This window comes from Bradyrhizobium sp. WSM4873, assembly GCF_055811355.1.
Genome location: NZ_JBVVPS010000001.1, coordinates 770801 through 784854, shown reverse-complemented (window position 1 = coordinate 784854; position 14054 = coordinate 770801). Strand labels below are relative to the sequence as shown.

14 protein-coding genes and 1 riboswitch are annotated in these 14054 nt (G+C 67.8%); of the genes, 13 read left to right on the top strand and 1 reads right to left on the bottom strand.

Annotated features, from left to right (window positions below; all coding sequences use genetic code 11):
- Positions 1–72: 72 nt before the first annotated feature.
- From AC0L21_RS03780 to cobJ, 7 genes are read left to right on the top strand one after another with little or no spacing between them, the layout of a single operon-like run.
- Entirely contained in the window at positions 73–456 is a 384-nt protein-coding gene (locus AC0L21_RS03780) for a DUF1636 family protein (RefSeq protein ID WP_473258253.1), read from the top strand.
- Positions 453–1487 carry a cobalamin biosynthesis protein CobW gene (gene cobW, locus AC0L21_RS03775; protein WP_473258251.1) on the top strand — a complete coding sequence of 345 codons (1035 nt, stop codon included), beginning with the start codon at positions 453–455 and terminating at the stop codon, positions 1485–1487. The genes AC0L21_RS03780 and cobW overlap by 4 nt, the downstream gene beginning before the upstream one ends.
- A complete protein-coding gene (gene cobN, locus AC0L21_RS03770; protein ID WP_473258248.1) occupies positions 1487–4735 on the top strand; it encodes a cobaltochelatase subunit CobN in 3249 nt (1082 codons plus the stop codon). Before cobW ends, cobN begins: the two co-directional genes overlap by 1 nt.
- Positions 4732–5895 (top strand): precorrin-3B synthase, encoded by a 1164-nt coding sequence (cobG, locus tag AC0L21_RS03765; protein ID WP_473258246.1) that lies wholly within the window; start codon positions 4732–4734, stop codon positions 5893–5895. The genes cobN and cobG overlap by 4 nt, the downstream gene beginning before the upstream one ends.
- Positions 5895–6524: a precorrin-8X methylmutase gene (locus tag AC0L21_RS03760; protein ID WP_473258243.1), complete on the top strand. Its 630-nt coding sequence runs from the start codon at positions 5895–5897 to the stop codon at positions 6522–6524. Before cobG ends, AC0L21_RS03760 begins: the two co-directional genes overlap by 1 nt.
- Before the next feature lie 2 nt (positions 6525–6526).
- Positions 6527–7258: a precorrin-2 C(20)-methyltransferase gene (locus tag AC0L21_RS03755; RefSeq protein WP_473258241.1), complete on the top strand. Its 732-nt coding sequence runs from the start codon at positions 6527–6529 to the stop codon at positions 7256–7258.
- Positions 7255–7989 (top strand): precorrin-3B C(17)-methyltransferase, encoded by a 735-nt coding sequence (gene cobJ, locus AC0L21_RS03750; RefSeq protein ID WP_473258239.1) that lies wholly within the window; start codon positions 7255–7257, stop codon positions 7987–7989. The genes AC0L21_RS03755 and cobJ overlap by 4 nt, the downstream gene beginning before the upstream one ends.
- Here cobJ and AC0L21_RS03745 read toward each other — a convergent pair.
- Positions 7965–8711 carry a cobalt-precorrin-6A reductase gene (locus AC0L21_RS03745; RefSeq protein ID WP_473258237.1) on the bottom strand — a complete coding sequence of 249 codons (747 nt, stop codon included), beginning with the start codon at positions 8709–8711 and terminating at the stop codon, positions 7965–7967. The two genes, cobJ and AC0L21_RS03745, sit on opposite strands and share 25 nt — an antisense overlap.
- Here AC0L21_RS03745 and cbiT point away from each other — a divergent pair.
- From cbiT to AC0L21_RS03715, 6 genes are all read left to right on the top strand, one after another.
- Positions 8710–9891 (top strand): precorrin-6Y C5,15-methyltransferase (decarboxylating) subunit CbiT, encoded by a 1182-nt coding sequence (gene cbiT / locus AC0L21_RS03740; RefSeq protein WP_473258234.1) that lies wholly within the window; start codon positions 8710–8712, stop codon positions 9889–9891. The two genes, AC0L21_RS03745 and cbiT, sit on opposite strands and share 2 nt — an antisense overlap.
- Positions 9888–10256 (top strand): cobalamin biosynthesis protein, encoded by a 369-nt coding sequence (locus AC0L21_RS03735; RefSeq protein WP_473258230.1) that lies wholly within the window; start codon positions 9888–9890, stop codon positions 10254–10256. Before cbiT ends, AC0L21_RS03735 begins: the two co-directional genes overlap by 4 nt.
- Positions 10253–11035, top strand: coding sequence for a precorrin-4 C(11)-methyltransferase (gene cobM, locus AC0L21_RS03730; protein WP_473258228.1), 783 nt, complete (start codon positions 10253–10255; stop codon positions 11033–11035). The genes AC0L21_RS03735 and cobM overlap by 4 nt, the downstream gene beginning before the upstream one ends.
- Positions 11035–12345: a cobyrinate a,c-diamide synthase gene (locus tag AC0L21_RS03725; RefSeq protein WP_473258226.1), complete on the top strand. Its 1311-nt coding sequence runs from the start codon at positions 11035–11037 to the stop codon at positions 12343–12345. The genes cobM and AC0L21_RS03725 overlap by 1 nt, the downstream gene beginning before the upstream one ends.
- Positions 12342–13073 carry a uroporphyrinogen-III C-methyltransferase gene (cobA, locus tag AC0L21_RS03720; RefSeq protein WP_473258224.1) on the top strand — a complete coding sequence of 244 codons (732 nt, stop codon included), beginning with the start codon at positions 12342–12344 and terminating at the stop codon, positions 13071–13073. The genes AC0L21_RS03725 and cobA overlap by 4 nt, the downstream gene beginning before the upstream one ends.
- A gap of 45 nt (positions 13074–13118) precedes the next feature.
- A riboswitch (cobalamin riboswitch) is annotated at positions 13119–13338 on the top strand.
- A gap of 37 nt (positions 13339–13375) precedes the next feature.
- Positions 13376–14053 (top strand): energy-coupling factor ABC transporter permease, encoded by a 678-nt coding sequence (locus AC0L21_RS03715; protein ID WP_473258222.1) that lies wholly within the window; start codon positions 13376–13378, stop codon positions 14051–14053.
- Position 14054: the final 1 nt, after the last annotated feature.

Below are 14054 nucleotides of genomic sequence, written 5' to 3'. Positions count from 1 at the left end.
ACGGGGAAACGGGCCTTCGCAAGAACGGTTCGTGGGCCTCTTCGCTTCCCGCTGTTTATTCTGGAAGAAGCGATGACCGTCACACTTCATGTCTGCATCACCTGCCGTGCCGGCGAGACCCTTGGCGAGGGCGAGACGACTCCCGGCAAGCGCCTGCATGGTGCGATCCTCGAGGCCGGTGTGCCCGACGGCGTCAGCGTGGTTCCCGTCGAATGCCTGTCTGCGTGCAACCAGGGTTGCTCGGTCGCGCTCAGCGCACCCGGCCGCTGGTCCTATGTCTATGGTCGCCTCTCGGATGCGCATGCGAGCGACGTGGTCGCGGGCGCCGCGGCCTATGCGGCCGCACCCGATGGCCTCGTGCCCTGGCGCAGCCGCCCGGAGATATTCCGCAAGCAATCGCTTGCCCGCATTCCCCCCATTTTCCCCTTGGCCATCGTGCCGGAGGCCGCCGAATGAATTCGCTCGCAAAAGTCCCGGTCACGGTCGTCACGGGCTTTCTCGGCTCCGGCAAGACCACGCTGATCCAGCATCTGCTTGCCAATGCCAACGGCAGGAAGCTCGCGGTGCTCGTCAACGAGTTCGGCAGCGAGGGCGTCGATGGCGAAATTCTGAAATCCTGCGCCGATGCGAATTGCCCGGAAGAGAACATCATCGAGCTCGCGAATGGCTGCATCTGCTGCACCGTCGCTGACGATTTCATTCCGACCATGGAGAAGCTGCTGTCGCGGCCGGTGCGGCCCGATCACATCCTGATCGAGACCTCGGGCCTGGCGTTGCCCAAGCCGCTGCTGAAGGCATTCGACTGGCCGGAGATCCGTTCGCGCATCACGGTCGACGGCGTGATCGCGCTGGCCGACGCCGAAGCTGTCGCCGCCGGCCGTTTCGCGCCCGACCCTGCGGCCGTCGAGGCGCAGCGTGCGGCCGATGAAAATCTCGATCACGAGACCCCGCTGTCGGAAGTGTTCGAGGACCAGATCGCCTGCGCCGATATCGTGCTGTTGACCAAGGCGGACCTTGCGGGCGCGGCAGGTCTCGAAGCGGCCAAGGCGGCGATCACCGCCGAGATGCCGCGTCGCGTCCCGATGCTTGCGATCACCGACGGCGCGATCGACGCGCGTCTCATCCTCGGTCTCGGTGCTGCCGCCGAGAACGATCTCGCCGCGCGTCCCTCGCATCACGACGGCGAGGAGGATCACGAGCACGACGATTTTGCGTCCGTCGTGATCGATCTTCCTGAGGTCACCGATATCGACGCGCTGGTTGCATCCGTTCAGCGTCTGGCGCGCGAGCAGAATGTGCTGCGCGTCAAAGGTTACATCGCGATGGAAGGCAAGCCGATGCGCCTCTTGCTGCAAGCGGTCGGCGAGCGCGTGCGCCACCAGTTCGACAAGCCTTGGGGCGTGGGTGCGAGGCGATCAAAGCTCGTCGTGATCGGCGAGCACGGCGATATCGACGAGGCCGCGATCAGGGCAGGACTCAGCATCTGATGCACGTCGTCTTCCGCGAGAGCCGCGGTCTCGAGGAGACCGCGATACCAAGGGACATCGGCCAGGACCCGGCCGATCTCGTGGTGCTCTCGTATTCGGATTCCGATCTTGCCGCATTCGCGGCCGGCTGGCGCCGTGGCCGCAACAGCCTGCCGTCGCTACGGCTCGTCAATCTCGCCGAACTCCGTCATCCGCTCTCCGTCGACACCTATATCGAACGCACGCTGGCGCAGGCGCGCGGCATCCTCGTGCGTCTGATCGGCGGGGAATCCTATTGGTCGTATGGGCTCGCGGCCCTGCAGCAACTGGCGAAGGAGCGCGGCATCGTGCTGGCCGTATTGCCGGCCGACGGCCGCGACGACGCGCGGCTAGATGAATATTCGACCCTGCCGGTCTCGACGCTGCGACGGCTCAAGGTGCTCTGCGACACCGGCGGCCCCGTCGCATCGCAAGCCGCGATCGCGCAGCTTGCACTGGCCTCGGGCCTCTATGCCGGCCCCGTGATCGGGGAGACGACCGTTCCCGAGATGGGCTTTTACGATCCGGCGCGCGGTGTCATTGCCGCGCCGGCGTTGGGTGAGGGCAGGCCGCGAGCGCTCGTGGCCTTCTATCGCTCCTATCTCACCGCGGCCGACACTGGCCCGGTCGATGCCCTGATCGCCGCATTGCGCGAGAAGGGGTTCGACGCGCATGGTGTGTTCGTCACCTCGCTGAAAGCCGCGGGGGTTGCGGATTGGTTGCGCGAGTATCTGGCGCAAAATCCTCCGGCCGCGATCGTCAATGCGACGGCGTTCTCGGCGATGGGCGACGACGGCACGACGCCGTTCGATGCCGCATCCTGCCCGGTATTCCAGGTCGCGCTCTCCACGGCACGCCGCGAGGACTGGGCGAGTTCTCTCCGCGGCCTGTCGCCCGGCGACCTCGCGATGCATGTGGTGCTGCCCGAGGTCGACGGCCGCCTGTTTGCGGGCGTGGTGAGCTTCAAGTCGGCAGCGATGCGCGATCCCGATTTGCAATTTTCGCATCTGGCACACAGGCCCGACGGGGAGCGCGTGAAGGCCGTCGCCGCGCGCGTTGCGGCCTGGCGTCGCCTTGCCGAGAAGCCGGCCGCCGACAAGCGCATGGCACTCGTGCTCTCCAACTATCCGGGCCGCCCGCATCAGATCGCGCACGCGGTGGGTCTCGATGCGCTAGCCTCGGTCGAGGCCCTGGTGTCCGACCTCGCGGAGACCGGCTTCGATATTGCGCCTGTCCATGGACTTGGCGAGACGCTGCTCAAGCAGACCCTGAGCTGGAGCGTTGCCGATTACCGTGCGGCGCTGTCGCGCCTTCCGCAAGTCTTGCAGGATGATCTCGCGCAAGCCTGGGGCGCGCCGGAGAAGGATCCGGGTTGTCGCGACGGCGCGTTCCATTTCGCCGCGATTCAATGCGGCCGGTCGATCATCGCGGTTCAGCCGGAGCGTGGCGATGCGACCACGCGCGATGCCGACTATCACGATCTCGCCCGCACGCCGCGCCATGCCTATGTCGCGTTCTATCTCTGGCTCCGAGCGCAGGGCTGTGATGCCGTCGTGCACATGGGCGCGCACGGCACGCTGGAATGGCTGCCCGGAAAATCCGTGGCGCTGTCGCAGGCGTGCTGGCCGGAAGCCCTGATTGGCGATCTGCCGATCATCTATCCCTTCATCGTCAACGATCCCGGCGAGGCCGCGCAGGCCAAGCGTCGCCTGGGTGCCGTCACGATCGGCCATATGCCGCCGCAGCTCGCAGCATCAGCGGTGCCGGACGGGCTGCGCAGGCTCGAACAGCTCCTCGACGAGTACTCGACGGCCGATGGCCTCGATCCCGGCCGCCGCCAGCGTCTGATCGCCGCGATCCGTGACGAGGCGCGCGCGGCCGGCCTCGAAGACGATCTTGGCCTCGATGCAGCGGCCGCGCCGGCCGAAGCGATCCCGCGGATCGATCGCTTCGTCTGCGATCTCAAGGAAAGTCAGTTCGGCGACGGCCTCCACGTGTTCGGCCGCGGCCCCTGCGGCGACGCGGAACGCGACGCCTTGCGGGCCGCGCTTGCAGGACAGCGCGTGGCGCCGGGGCCGTCAGGCTCACCCTATCGCGGCCGCCAGGACGTGCTGCCTACGGGACGCAATCTCTTTGCCGTCGATCCGCGCGCGGTGCCGACGCCGTCGGCGCATGCTCAAGGCATCAAGCTCGCGGAAGAGCTGCTGCGCCGCCATTTGCAGGATCACGGCGACTGGCCGAAGGGCCTTGTCGTCGATCTCTGGGGCTCGGCGACGATGCGCACCGCAGGCGAAGAGTTTGCCATGGCGCTGCATCTGGCTGGTCTTGCGCCGCGCTGGGATCACGCTTCCGGCCGTGTGACCGGCTACGACATCATCGCGCCTGCCGAGCTTGGCCGGGCCCGCATCGACGTCACGCTGCGTGTCTCGGGCCTGTTTCGCGACGTCTTCTCGGGCCTTGCGCAATTGTTCGAGGCGGCAGCCGAGGCGCTGTCGGCCCGGGAGGACGAGGGCGATGAAAATCCATATCGCCATCGCACATCGCGCGTGTTCGCGCCGCGTCCCGGACAATACGGTGTGGGCCTCTCGGCAATCCCGGACGCCTTCACGCCCGAGACGCGCGAGGCCGCCGGCGAAGCGTGGCTCTCGGCCTCGTCATGGGCGTTCTCGGCCGACGGCGAGATCAGGCTCGATCGTGCCGGGATCGAGAAGCGGCTCGCATCGGCCGATGCTTTTGTGCACGTGCAGGATCTGCCGGAAACCGATCTTCTGCTCGCGGCCGACTATGCCGCGCATGAGGCCGGCATTGCGGCCGCCGCAGCCCATCTCGGTGCGACAGGACCATCGCTCTATCATCTCGATGCGACGCGCCCCGAGCAGCCGCATGCGCGTACGCTGACCGAGGAAATCTCGCGGGTGGTACGCGCGCGCGCGGCCAATCCGGCCTGGATCGCGGGCATGATGCGCCACGGATTTCGCGGGGCGGCCGAGATCACTGCAACGCTCGAGCACATGGCCGCCTTCGCGCATCTGGCCGGCGCCGTGCCGCCGCATCTGTTCGACCTCTACTACGATGCGACGCTCGGCAGTGAGGACGTCCGGGCCTTCATGGCCCGCGAAAACCCGGCGGCACTCGTCGCGATGGAGTCGTGTTTCACGCGCCTGCACGAGGCCTCGCTATGGCGAACGCGCCGCAATTCGATTGCGGCTGCGCTGCGGGAGGCCTCATGAGCGCTTCGGTGGTCAAGGGCTGGTGTCCCGGCGCGCTGCGCCCGATGCAATCGGGCGACGGGCTCGTGGTCCGCGTGCGTCCGTTCGGCGGGCGGCTCGACGCGGCACAGATCTCCGGACTGGCCCATCTTGCCGAGCGCCATGGCAACGGCCTGATCGACGTGACCAGCCGGGCGAATCTCCAGATCAGGGGCGTCAACGAGACCAGCCACAGGCTGCTGCTCGACGGCCTTTCGCAACTGGCGCTGCTCGACCCGGACGCCGACACCGAATCCCGTCGCAACATCCTCGTGACGCCGTTCTGGCGTAGCGGGGACGCAACCCAATCGCTCGCCGCCGAGCTCGAGGAGGCGCTTGCAGATAGCACGCTCGAACTTCCAACCAAGTTCGGCTTCGCCATCGATGACGGCACCTCACGCGTGTTGGCGGGCGATTCCGCGGACGTGCGGATCGAGCGCGATCAGTCCGGCGGCCTGCTGGTGCGGGCAGATGGCGCCAAACTCGGCCGCTCCGTCGCGCGTGGCGAGGCCGTGATCACCGCTCTCGCATTCGCCGACTGGTTCGTGACCTCGGGCGGCGCCAGAGGCGGGCGAGGGCGGATGGCGGCGCATCTTGCCACTGGTGCAATTTTGCCCGCGGAATTGCGCAGCGAGGCCGAGCCGGCGCCGATTATGGCCGCGGCGCGTCCCGGCCTCTATGCGCAAGGTGCGATGGTTGGCGTCGCCTTCGGACAGATGGCGCATGCAACGTTCAACCAGTTCGCCGGTTGCGGACATGCGCTGCGCATGACGCCGTGGCGGATGGTTTTGAGCGAGGGCAAGCGCGCGATGCCGAGCGCGACCGGTCTTATCACCGAGGCCTACGACCCTGCGCTGCGCGTCATCGCCTGTAGCGGTGCGCCACGCTGTCGCGAGGCGCATGCCGATACCCGCGACCTTGCCGCGGCCCTGGCGCCGAACATCGGCGCGGCCGCACGGCTCCACGTCTCCGGCTGTGCCAAGGGCTGCGCCCATTCCGGTCCCGCCGCCATCACTCTGGTTGCGACCAGCGCCGGCTTCGACCTCGTGCGTGCGGGGTCGACGCGCGATGAGCCCATCCTGCGGGGGTTGAACCGCGACGACATCGTCAGAGATCCCTCCATCCTGATGGGAGGGCACTGATGCCGCACATTTACGAGACCGACGGCGCGGCGATCTACCGGCAGTCCTTTGCGACCATCCGGGCCGAAGCCGATCTTGCGCGCTTCACGCCGGACGAGGAGCAGGTGGTGGTGCGGATGATCCATGCCGCCGGCATGGTCGGCCTCGAAGCGCATATCCGCTTCACATCAGGCATGGCGGTGGCTGCGCGCGCGGCCTTGCAGAAGGGCGCACCGATCCTGTGCGACGCGCGCATGGTCTCCGAAGGAATTACGCGCGCGCGGCTTCCTGCGGCGAACGCTGTCATCTGCACCCTGGGCGACGAGACCGTTCCCGCGCTCGCGCAGTCCATGCGCAACACCCGTTCGGCTGCGGCCCTGGAGCTATGGCGGCCGCATCTCGACGGCGCGGTCGTGGCGATCGGCAACGCGCCGACCGCGTTGTTTCATCTCCTCAACATGCTGGAGGACCGGAGCTGCCCGCGGCCCGCGGCGATCATCGGCTGTCCCGTCGGCTTTGTCGGCGCGGCCGAATCCAAGGCTGCGCTGATGGCCGATCCGAAGGTCGCCGCGCTCACGGTCGAAGGCCGCCTCGGTGGGTCCGCGATCACGGTCGCCGCCGTGAACGCGTTGGCGAGCCGGAGCGAATAGCGATGGGACGCATCATCTGCTGCGGTCTCGGCCCCGGTGATCCTGATATGATGAGCGTGCGCGCCGACCGCACGGTGCGCGGCGCGAGGCATGTCGCGTATTTCCGCAAGAAGGGCCGGCCCGGTCAGGCACGCCGCATCGTCGAGGGCATGTTGGCGGCCGACGTCACCGAATATCCCATGGAATATCCTGTTACGACCGAGATCGCCTTCGACACGCCTGAATATGTCCAGCTGCTTGCCGGCTTCCACGACGAATGGGCGGAACGTCTGGCGCGGCTGGCGCGCGCGGTCGATGTCGTCGTGCTCTGCGAAGGCGATCCTTACTTCTACGGCTCCTTCATGCATCTGCACACGCGCCTGCAGGGCCGCGTCGAGATCGAGGTGATCGCCGGCATTCCCGGCATGGTCGGCTGCTGGAACGGCGTGGGACAGCCGATCGCGCTCGGTGATGACGTGACGACGGTGCTCATGGGCACGCTCGCCGAGGACGAGCTCGAACGACGCATGCGCGATTCCGATGCGCTCGTGATCATGAAGACCGGGCGCAATCTCGCAAAGGTGCGCCGCGCGCTCGCGTCCGCCGGACGGCTGGACGACGCCTGGTTGGTCGAGCGCGGCACCATGCCGGGCGAGCGCGTGGTGCGGCTCGCCGAGATCGATGCCGCCGATTGCCCCTACTTCGCGATCGTGCTCGTGCACGGCAAGGGCCGGCATCCGGACGCCCCCGAATGACGGGCACGCTGACCATCGCAGGCCTCGGACCGGGCAGCGATGCGCTGGTGACGCCCGAAGTCTCCGCCGCGCTTGCCGCCGCGACCGACATTCTGGGCTACGCGCCCTATGTCGCGCGCGTGCCGCCGCGATCGGGACTCAAGCTGCATCCCTCCGACAATCGCGAAGAGCTGCAGCGCGCGAGCGAGGCCTTGCGGCTCGCGGCCGAAGGCGGGCAAGTCGTCATCGTGTCCTCCGGAGATCCCGGCGTCTTCGCGATGGCCTCCGCCGTGTTCGAGGCGCTCGAACAGGCGCCGCAATGGCAGGAGCTGCCGATCCGTGTGCTGCCCGGCATCACCGCGATGCTGGCGGCTGCCGCGCGGGCGGGCGCGCCGCTCGGCCATGATTTCTGTGCGATCAATCTCTCCGACAATCTCAAGCCTTGGGCGGTGATCGAGAGGCGCCTGCGGCTCGCCGCGGAAGCCGATTTTGCGATTGCGATGTACAACCCGCGCTCGGCGAGCCGGCCGGAAGGATTTGGCCGTGCGCTTGCGGTGCTGAACGAGGCCGGCTGTGGCGAGCGTCTTGTGATTTTTGCGCGCGCGATCAGCGCCGCCGATGAAAGGATCGAGACCGTCAGGCTGAACGAAGCTAGACCCGAGATGGCCGACATGCGCACGCTGGTGATCGTCGGCAACTCGCAGACACGCCGCGTCGGCCGCTGGGTCTATGCGCCGAGGCAGGTGCGATGACCGAGCCACTGCATGATCTCGGCCACGCTCTCGACCCGCAATCGTTCCGGCAGTTGCGGTCGTGCGATCATGATCACCGGCAGGCCGAGTACCCGCGCAGCGTCGATCTTGGCGCGCGCGCCGTTGCCACCGGAATTGCGGGCCACGATCCGGGTGATGCCTCGCGCGCGCAGCATCTCCAGCTCGGCCTCAAGCGTGAACGGCCCACGCGACACGACGATGTCCGCGGCGAAGGGCAGCGGCGCCTCGGGCGGATCGACGAATCTCAGCGTGTAGGCGTGCTGCGGCCTGGTCGCGAACGGTGCGATGTGCTGGCGGCCGATGGCGAGGAACACATTTGCCGCCGCCTCGGGCAGTGCGGCGACCGCGGCGTTGACATCAGGTATTTCGACCCAATTGTCGCCGGGCACTTTGGTCCAGGGCGCACGTTCGAGAGCGATCAGCGGCGTGCCGGTCTCCGCGCATGCCGCAACCGCATTGCGGCTCATCTCTGCGGCAAAGGGATGGGTCGCGTCGATCGCATGCGTGATGCCTTCCCGACCAATGTAATCGACAAGACCGCTCACGCCGCCAAAACCGCCGATCCGCGTCGGCAACGGCTGACCGGCGGGCGCGCGGGTGCGGCCGCCATAAGAATACACGGCGTTAATGCCGGCACGCGCGATCTCAGCCGCGAGCAGGCTCGCGTCGGCCGTTCCGCCCAGAATGAGGGCGCGCGTCATGGCTGATCCCTGGCTGACCATCATCGGTATCGGCGAAGATGGCCTCGCCGGCCTGTCGGAAGCAAGCCGAAAGGCGCTTGGTGATGCCGAAACTGTCTTTGGCGGTGAACGGCATCTTGCACTAGCCGGCGCGACCGGGCGCGGCCGTCCATGGCCGGTGCCGTTCGATGCAGAGATCGTGCTGAGCCGCCGCGGCGTGCCAACGGTCGTGCTCGCCTCCGGCGACCCGTTCTGGTTCGGCGCTGGCGCGAGCCTCGCCGAAAAGCTGGACGCGGGCGAGTGGATCGCGCATTCCGCGCCGTCAACGTTTTCGCTCGCAGCCGCGCGCTTGGGCTGGCGTCTTGAGTCCGTGGCGTGCCTTGGCCTGCACGCCGCGCCATTCGAGCGTCTCGTGCCGCATCTGGCGCAAGGTGCACGCATCATTTGCCTCGTGCGCGACGCGAAGGCGGCCGGTGATCTTGCGAAATGGCTGACGGCGCGCGGATGGGGTGCCTCGGCATTCTGGACACTCGCTGCGCTTGGCGGGCCGCGCGAAAGTATCGACGCGCATCGCGCCGACAGCTTCGCAGGCGATCTTGCCGGGAGCCTGGTCACGGTGGCCGTGGAGGCGAGAGGGGCACAGGGCCTTCCCCGCAGTTCGGGACTATCGGACGATCTCTTCGTCCATGATGGTCAGATCACCAAGCGGCCGGTGCGCGCGCTGGCGCTCTCGGCGCTGGCGCCGCATCCCGGTGAACGGCTGTGGGACATCGGCGCCGGCTCCGGTTCGATCTCGGTTGAGTGGGCGCTGTGCGACGGGACGGCGATCGCCATCGAAGCGCGCGAGGATCGCGTTGCGAGCATCCGCAACAATGCGGCGGCGTTCGGATTGGCGCATCGAATCACAGTCATCACGGGAAAGGCGCCTGAGGCCCTTGCTGCGCTGGACGGGCCTGACGCCGTTTTCATCGGCGGCGGGCTCGACATTACGATGTTCGACGCCATCTGGTCGCGGCTCTCGCCCGGTACGCGGCTGGTCGCGCATTCAGTAACGTTGGAGACGGAAGCGCTGCTGGGTGAGCTGCACCAGCGCCACGGCGGCGACTTGATGCGGGTCGAGATTGCGCACGCCGCTCCGCTCGGCCGCTACCGGTCATGGGAGGCGGCGCGGCCGGTAGTGCAATGGAGTGCGGTCCGATGAAGGTCGCCGGGCTCGGATTCAAGCGGGACGTCACGCTGGCGTCGCTGCGTGAGGCCCTGCTGGCGGCCGGCGGTTCCGAAGGCCTCGCCGCTATCGCGACGGTGAGCGACAAGGCCGACGCGGAGGCACTGAAGCAGCTTGCGCGCGAATGCGGCGTGCCGATCAAGGGGATTGCCGCCGAAATGCTGGCCAGCATCGAGACGCCGACGCAGTCAAAGCTCATCGCGGAAAAGTTCGGGACGGGATCAGTCGCCGAAGCGGCGGCTCTCGCGGCAGTCGGACCTCGTGCGCGATTGATCGCGACGCGGGTGGTCTCTCAGGACCGCACCGCGACCGCGGCAATCGCGGAAGGAGACGGCGCATGACGGTGCATTTCATCGGCGCCGGGCCGGGTGCCCCTGACTTGCTGACGTTGCGCGGCCGCGACCTCATCGCCGCCTGTCCGGTCTGTCTCTATGCCGGCTCGCTTGTCCCCGAAGGCGTCTTGGCGCATTGCCCGCCCGGCGCGCGCATCGTCAACACCGCGCCACTCTCGCTCGACGAGATCGTCGCGGAGATCGCCGCCGCACATGCCGGCGGCCAGGACGTCGCGCGGCTGCATTCCGGCGATCTCTCGATCTGGTCGGCGATGGGCGAACAGCTCCGCCGCCTGCGCGCGCTCGGCATTCCCTACACGGTCACGCCTGGCGTTCCCTCTTTCTCGGCCGCCGCGGCTGCGCTGGAGGCCGAGCTGACGCTGCCCGGCCTTGCCCAGACGGTGGTGCTGACGCGCACGCCGGGCCGCGCCAGCGCGATGCCCGAAGGCGAGAAGCTCGCCGCCTTCGCCGCCACCGGCGCGGTGCTCGCGATTCATTTGTCGATCCATCTGCTCGACAAGGTCGTCGCCGAGCTGACGCCGCATTACGGCAGGGACTGCCCGGTCGCGATCGTCTGGCGCGCGAGCTGGCCCGACCAGCGCATCGTCCGCGCCACGCTCGCAACGCTCGATGCTGCTGTCGGCGGCGAGATGGAGCGCACCGCGCTCATCCTGGTCGGAAGGACGCTCGGCGCTGCGGATTTTTCCGAGAGCCGTCTCTATGCCGCCGACTATGACCGCCGCTATCGCCCGGTGGGCGCCGAGCCGCGCTTTCCGGAGGTGTCGTGATGGCGGCAGGGCTCGTCATCTCCGCGCCGGCCTCCGGTGTCGGCAAAACCACGCTGACGCTGGCCCTTGCCCGCGCCTGGCGCAACAGCGGATTGCGGGTGCAGTGCTTCAAGAGCGGCCCCGATTACATCGATCCCGCGTTTCATGCAGCCGCGACCGGACGCGCCTCGGTCAACGTCGACAGCTGGGCGATGGATCGCGGGACGATCTCGCATCTCGTCAGTCGCGGCACTGACGCCGATGTCGTGCTGGCCGAAGGCTCGATGGGCCTGTTCGACGGCGTCGCCGCGCGTGGCGTCTGCGGCACCGGGGCGACCGCCGACATCGCGGAGATGCTGGACTGGCCGGTGCTGCTGGTGATCGATCCCTCGGGACAGGCGCAAACGGCGGCGGCGATCGCCGCTGGCCTTCGTGACTACCGTCCCGGTGTGCGCCTTGCAGGCGTCGTGCTCAATCGCGTTGCCAGCCCGCGCCACGAAGCCCTCGTGCGACGTGCGCTGCTGGACGCCGGCATCACCGTGTTTGGCGCGCTGCCGCGCCATGCCGAGATCAGTCTGCCGAAGCGGCATCTCGGGCTGGTCCAGGCTGAGGAGCAGGCGGAAATCGGCAAGCTGATCGACGAGGCCGCGCGCTTCGTCGCCGAGCATGTCGATCTCGACGCAGTGCTGCGTTCGGCTGCCACCTGGTCGCCGCAACCTGCCGCAAGCGGCGTCAACGTGACGCCGCCCGGCCAGCGCATTGCGCTCGCCCGTGACGCTGCATTCTCCTTCGTCTATCCGCATATGCTGGAAGCGTGGCGCGCGGCGGGCGCAGAGATCTCGACATTCTCGCCGCTGGCTGACGAAGGCCCCGATGCGGGCGCGGATGTGTGCTGGCTGCCTGGCGGCTATCCCGAGCTGCACGCCGGCAAGATCGCGGCCAATGCGCGCTTCCGCAGCGGATTGCGCGCCTTCGCCGAAACGCGCCCGGTGCACGGTGAGTGCGGAGGCTATATGGTGCTGGGCACCGCTTTGACCGACGCCGAGGGCATCAGCCACGAGATGACCGGGCTGCTCGGCCTGGAGACGAGCTTTGCCAAACGCCGCATGCATCTGGGCTATCGTCTGGCCGAGCTTGCCACGCCGATGCCGGGTCATCAGGCCGGCGCACGCCTGCGTGGCCACGAATTCCACTATTCGACGATCCTGGCGCAACCCGACACGCCGCTGGCGGTCGTGCACGACGCGACAGGCGCGGTCATCGCCGAGACCGGCTCGCGGCGGGGACAAGCCACCGGCACGTTCTTCCATCTGATCGCGGAGGATCGGTGAGCGGTTTTGTTTCCTTCGTCTCCGCCGGCCCCGGCGATCCCGAGCTCCTCACGCTCAAGGGTGCCGCGCGCCTGCGCGAGGCCGACGTCGTGCTCTATGACGATCTTGCTTCAGGCGCGATCCTCGATCTGGCCCGGCCCGGTGCCAATCTCGTCGCGGTGGGAAAGCGGGCGGGACGGGCCTCGACCAAGCAGCACCACGTCAACCGCCTGCTGGTCGACTACGCCGCAACAGGTGCGCGCGTGGTGCGATTGAAGTCGGGCGATGCCGGCATCTTTGGCCGGCTCGAGGAGGAGCTCGAGACGCTGCGTGAAGCGGGCATCGGCTACGAGATCATTCCCGGCGTCACCTCGGCCTGTGTCGCCGCCGCGCAAGCCGGCATTCCGCTGACCCGGCGTCACACCTCGCGCCGCGTGCAGTTCGTGACCGGGGCGGACGTCACTGGCGAACTGCCGCCAGACCTCAATTGGGCGGCGCTGGCCGATCCGGAGGCGACGACCGTGGTCTATATGGGCCGGCGGACGTTTCCGGCGCTTGTCGTCAAATTGATCGAGCACGGGCTCGCCCCAACCACGCCGGCGTTGTTTGCCGAATCGCTCGGCCGTCCCGATGAGCGGCTGGTCCGCACCACCATTTCTGAACTTGCCGAGCAGCTTGCGCGGGGCGGAGCGGCCTCCACGGCGGCCGTCATCCTGTTCGGCGCGCTGGCCGGGGATTATCCGTCATGACGCTCTCGGCCGCCCTTCGGCCCTTGACGTCCGGCTGGCGAAAGGGGCACACAGGAGACGCATGGTGCTCGACGCGGCGCAAAGCGCCGGAGCATAATCGGGAATGGGGATGGGCGGACCCAGTTGCGGCGCCCAAAACCCCAGCCGCCCCCGCGACTGTAAGCGGTGAGGGACTTCGATCAGCCACTGGGCCGCAAGGCTCGGGAAGGCCGGAGACTCCCAGTGAACCGCGAGCCAGGAGACCGGCCGTGCACGTTTTGAGGCCAAGGCCGTCGGGTGTGACGGCAAGAAGGATCTGAGCCATGCATATCGAACCCGGACTAGTCTCGGACGCCAAGCTCGTGCTGAGTTACGCAACCGGCATCGCCGTGGGGGGCGTTGCCTTGAAGCTCGCGGTCGAGACCGTGCGCGAGCAGGGCATCACGTCGTTCGCGGCGCGGACGTTCGCCACCACGGGACTCGTGTTTATCTTCTTTGAGATCCTGCCGCACTTCCCGGTCGGCGTCTCCGAAGTGCACTTCATCCTCGGCTCGACCTTGTTCCTGCTGTTTGGAGCTGCGCCTGCGGCCTTCGGCCTCGCGTTCGGCCTGCTGTTCCAGGGCATCTTCTTCGAGCCGCCCGACCTGCCGCAATATGGCATGAACGTCACCACGCTGCTGGTGCCGCTGTTCGGGATCCAGGCGATCGCCACGCGGATCATTTCGCGCAACACGGCCTATGTCGATCTGAAGTACCGCCAGGCGCTGGCGCTTTCGACGACCTATCAGGCCGGTGTCATCGCCTGGGTGGCGTTCTGGGCGATTTATGGATCGGGCTTCGGTGCGACCAACCTCGCCAACATCGCGACCTTCGCGGCGTCCTATGCGCTCGTTATCGTGATCGAGCCGCTCGCCGATCTTGGCGTGCTGGCGCTGGCGAAGTCGCTGCGCGGCGTCACCGCGGCCGGCCTCGTCACGCCGCGTTTGCACAACGCGGCCTAGA

Coding starts and splice junctions, on each gene's coding strand:
- AC0L21_RS03725 (WP_473258226.1), top strand. CDS start 11,035: ATGGCGGCAGGGCTCGTCATCTCCGCGCCGGCCTCCGGTGTCGGCAAA.
- cbiT (WP_473258234.1), top strand. CDS start 8,710: ATGGCTGATCCCTGGCTGACCATCATCGGTATCGGCGAAGATGGCCTC.
- cobN (WP_473258248.1), top strand. CDS start 1,487: ATGCACGTCGTCTTCCGCGAGAGCCGCGGTCTCGAGGAGACCGCGATA.
- cobM (WP_473258228.1), top strand. CDS start 10,253: ATGACGGTGCATTTCATCGGCGCCGGGCCGGGTGCCCCTGACTTGCTG.
- AC0L21_RS03755 (WP_473258241.1), top strand. CDS start 6,527: ATGGGACGCATCATCTGCTGCGGTCTCGGCCCCGGTGATCCTGATATG.
- AC0L21_RS03780 (WP_473258253.1), top strand. CDS start 73: ATGACCGTCACACTTCATGTCTGCATCACCTGCCGTGCCGGCGAGACC.
- AC0L21_RS03745 (WP_473258237.1), bottom strand. CDS start 8,711: ATGACGCGCGCCCTCATTCTGGGCGGAACGGCCGACGCGAGCCTGCTC.
- cobJ (WP_473258239.1), top strand. CDS start 7,255: ATGACGGGCACGCTGACCATCGCAGGCCTCGGACCGGGCAGCGATGCG.
- cobG (WP_473258246.1), top strand. CDS start 4,732: ATGAGCGCTTCGGTGGTCAAGGGCTGGTGTCCCGGCGCGCTGCGCCCG.
- AC0L21_RS03735 (WP_473258230.1), top strand. CDS start 9,888: ATGAAGGTCGCCGGGCTCGGATTCAAGCGGGACGTCACGCTGGCGTCG.
- AC0L21_RS03715 (WP_473258222.1), top strand. CDS start 13,376: ATGCATATCGAACCCGGACTAGTCTCGGACGCCAAGCTCGTGCTGAGT.
- cobW (WP_473258251.1), top strand. CDS start 453: ATGAATTCGCTCGCAAAAGTCCCGGTCACGGTCGTCACGGGCTTTCTC.
- AC0L21_RS03760 (WP_473258243.1), top strand. CDS start 5,895: ATGCCGCACATTTACGAGACCGACGGCGCGGCGATCTACCGGCAGTCC.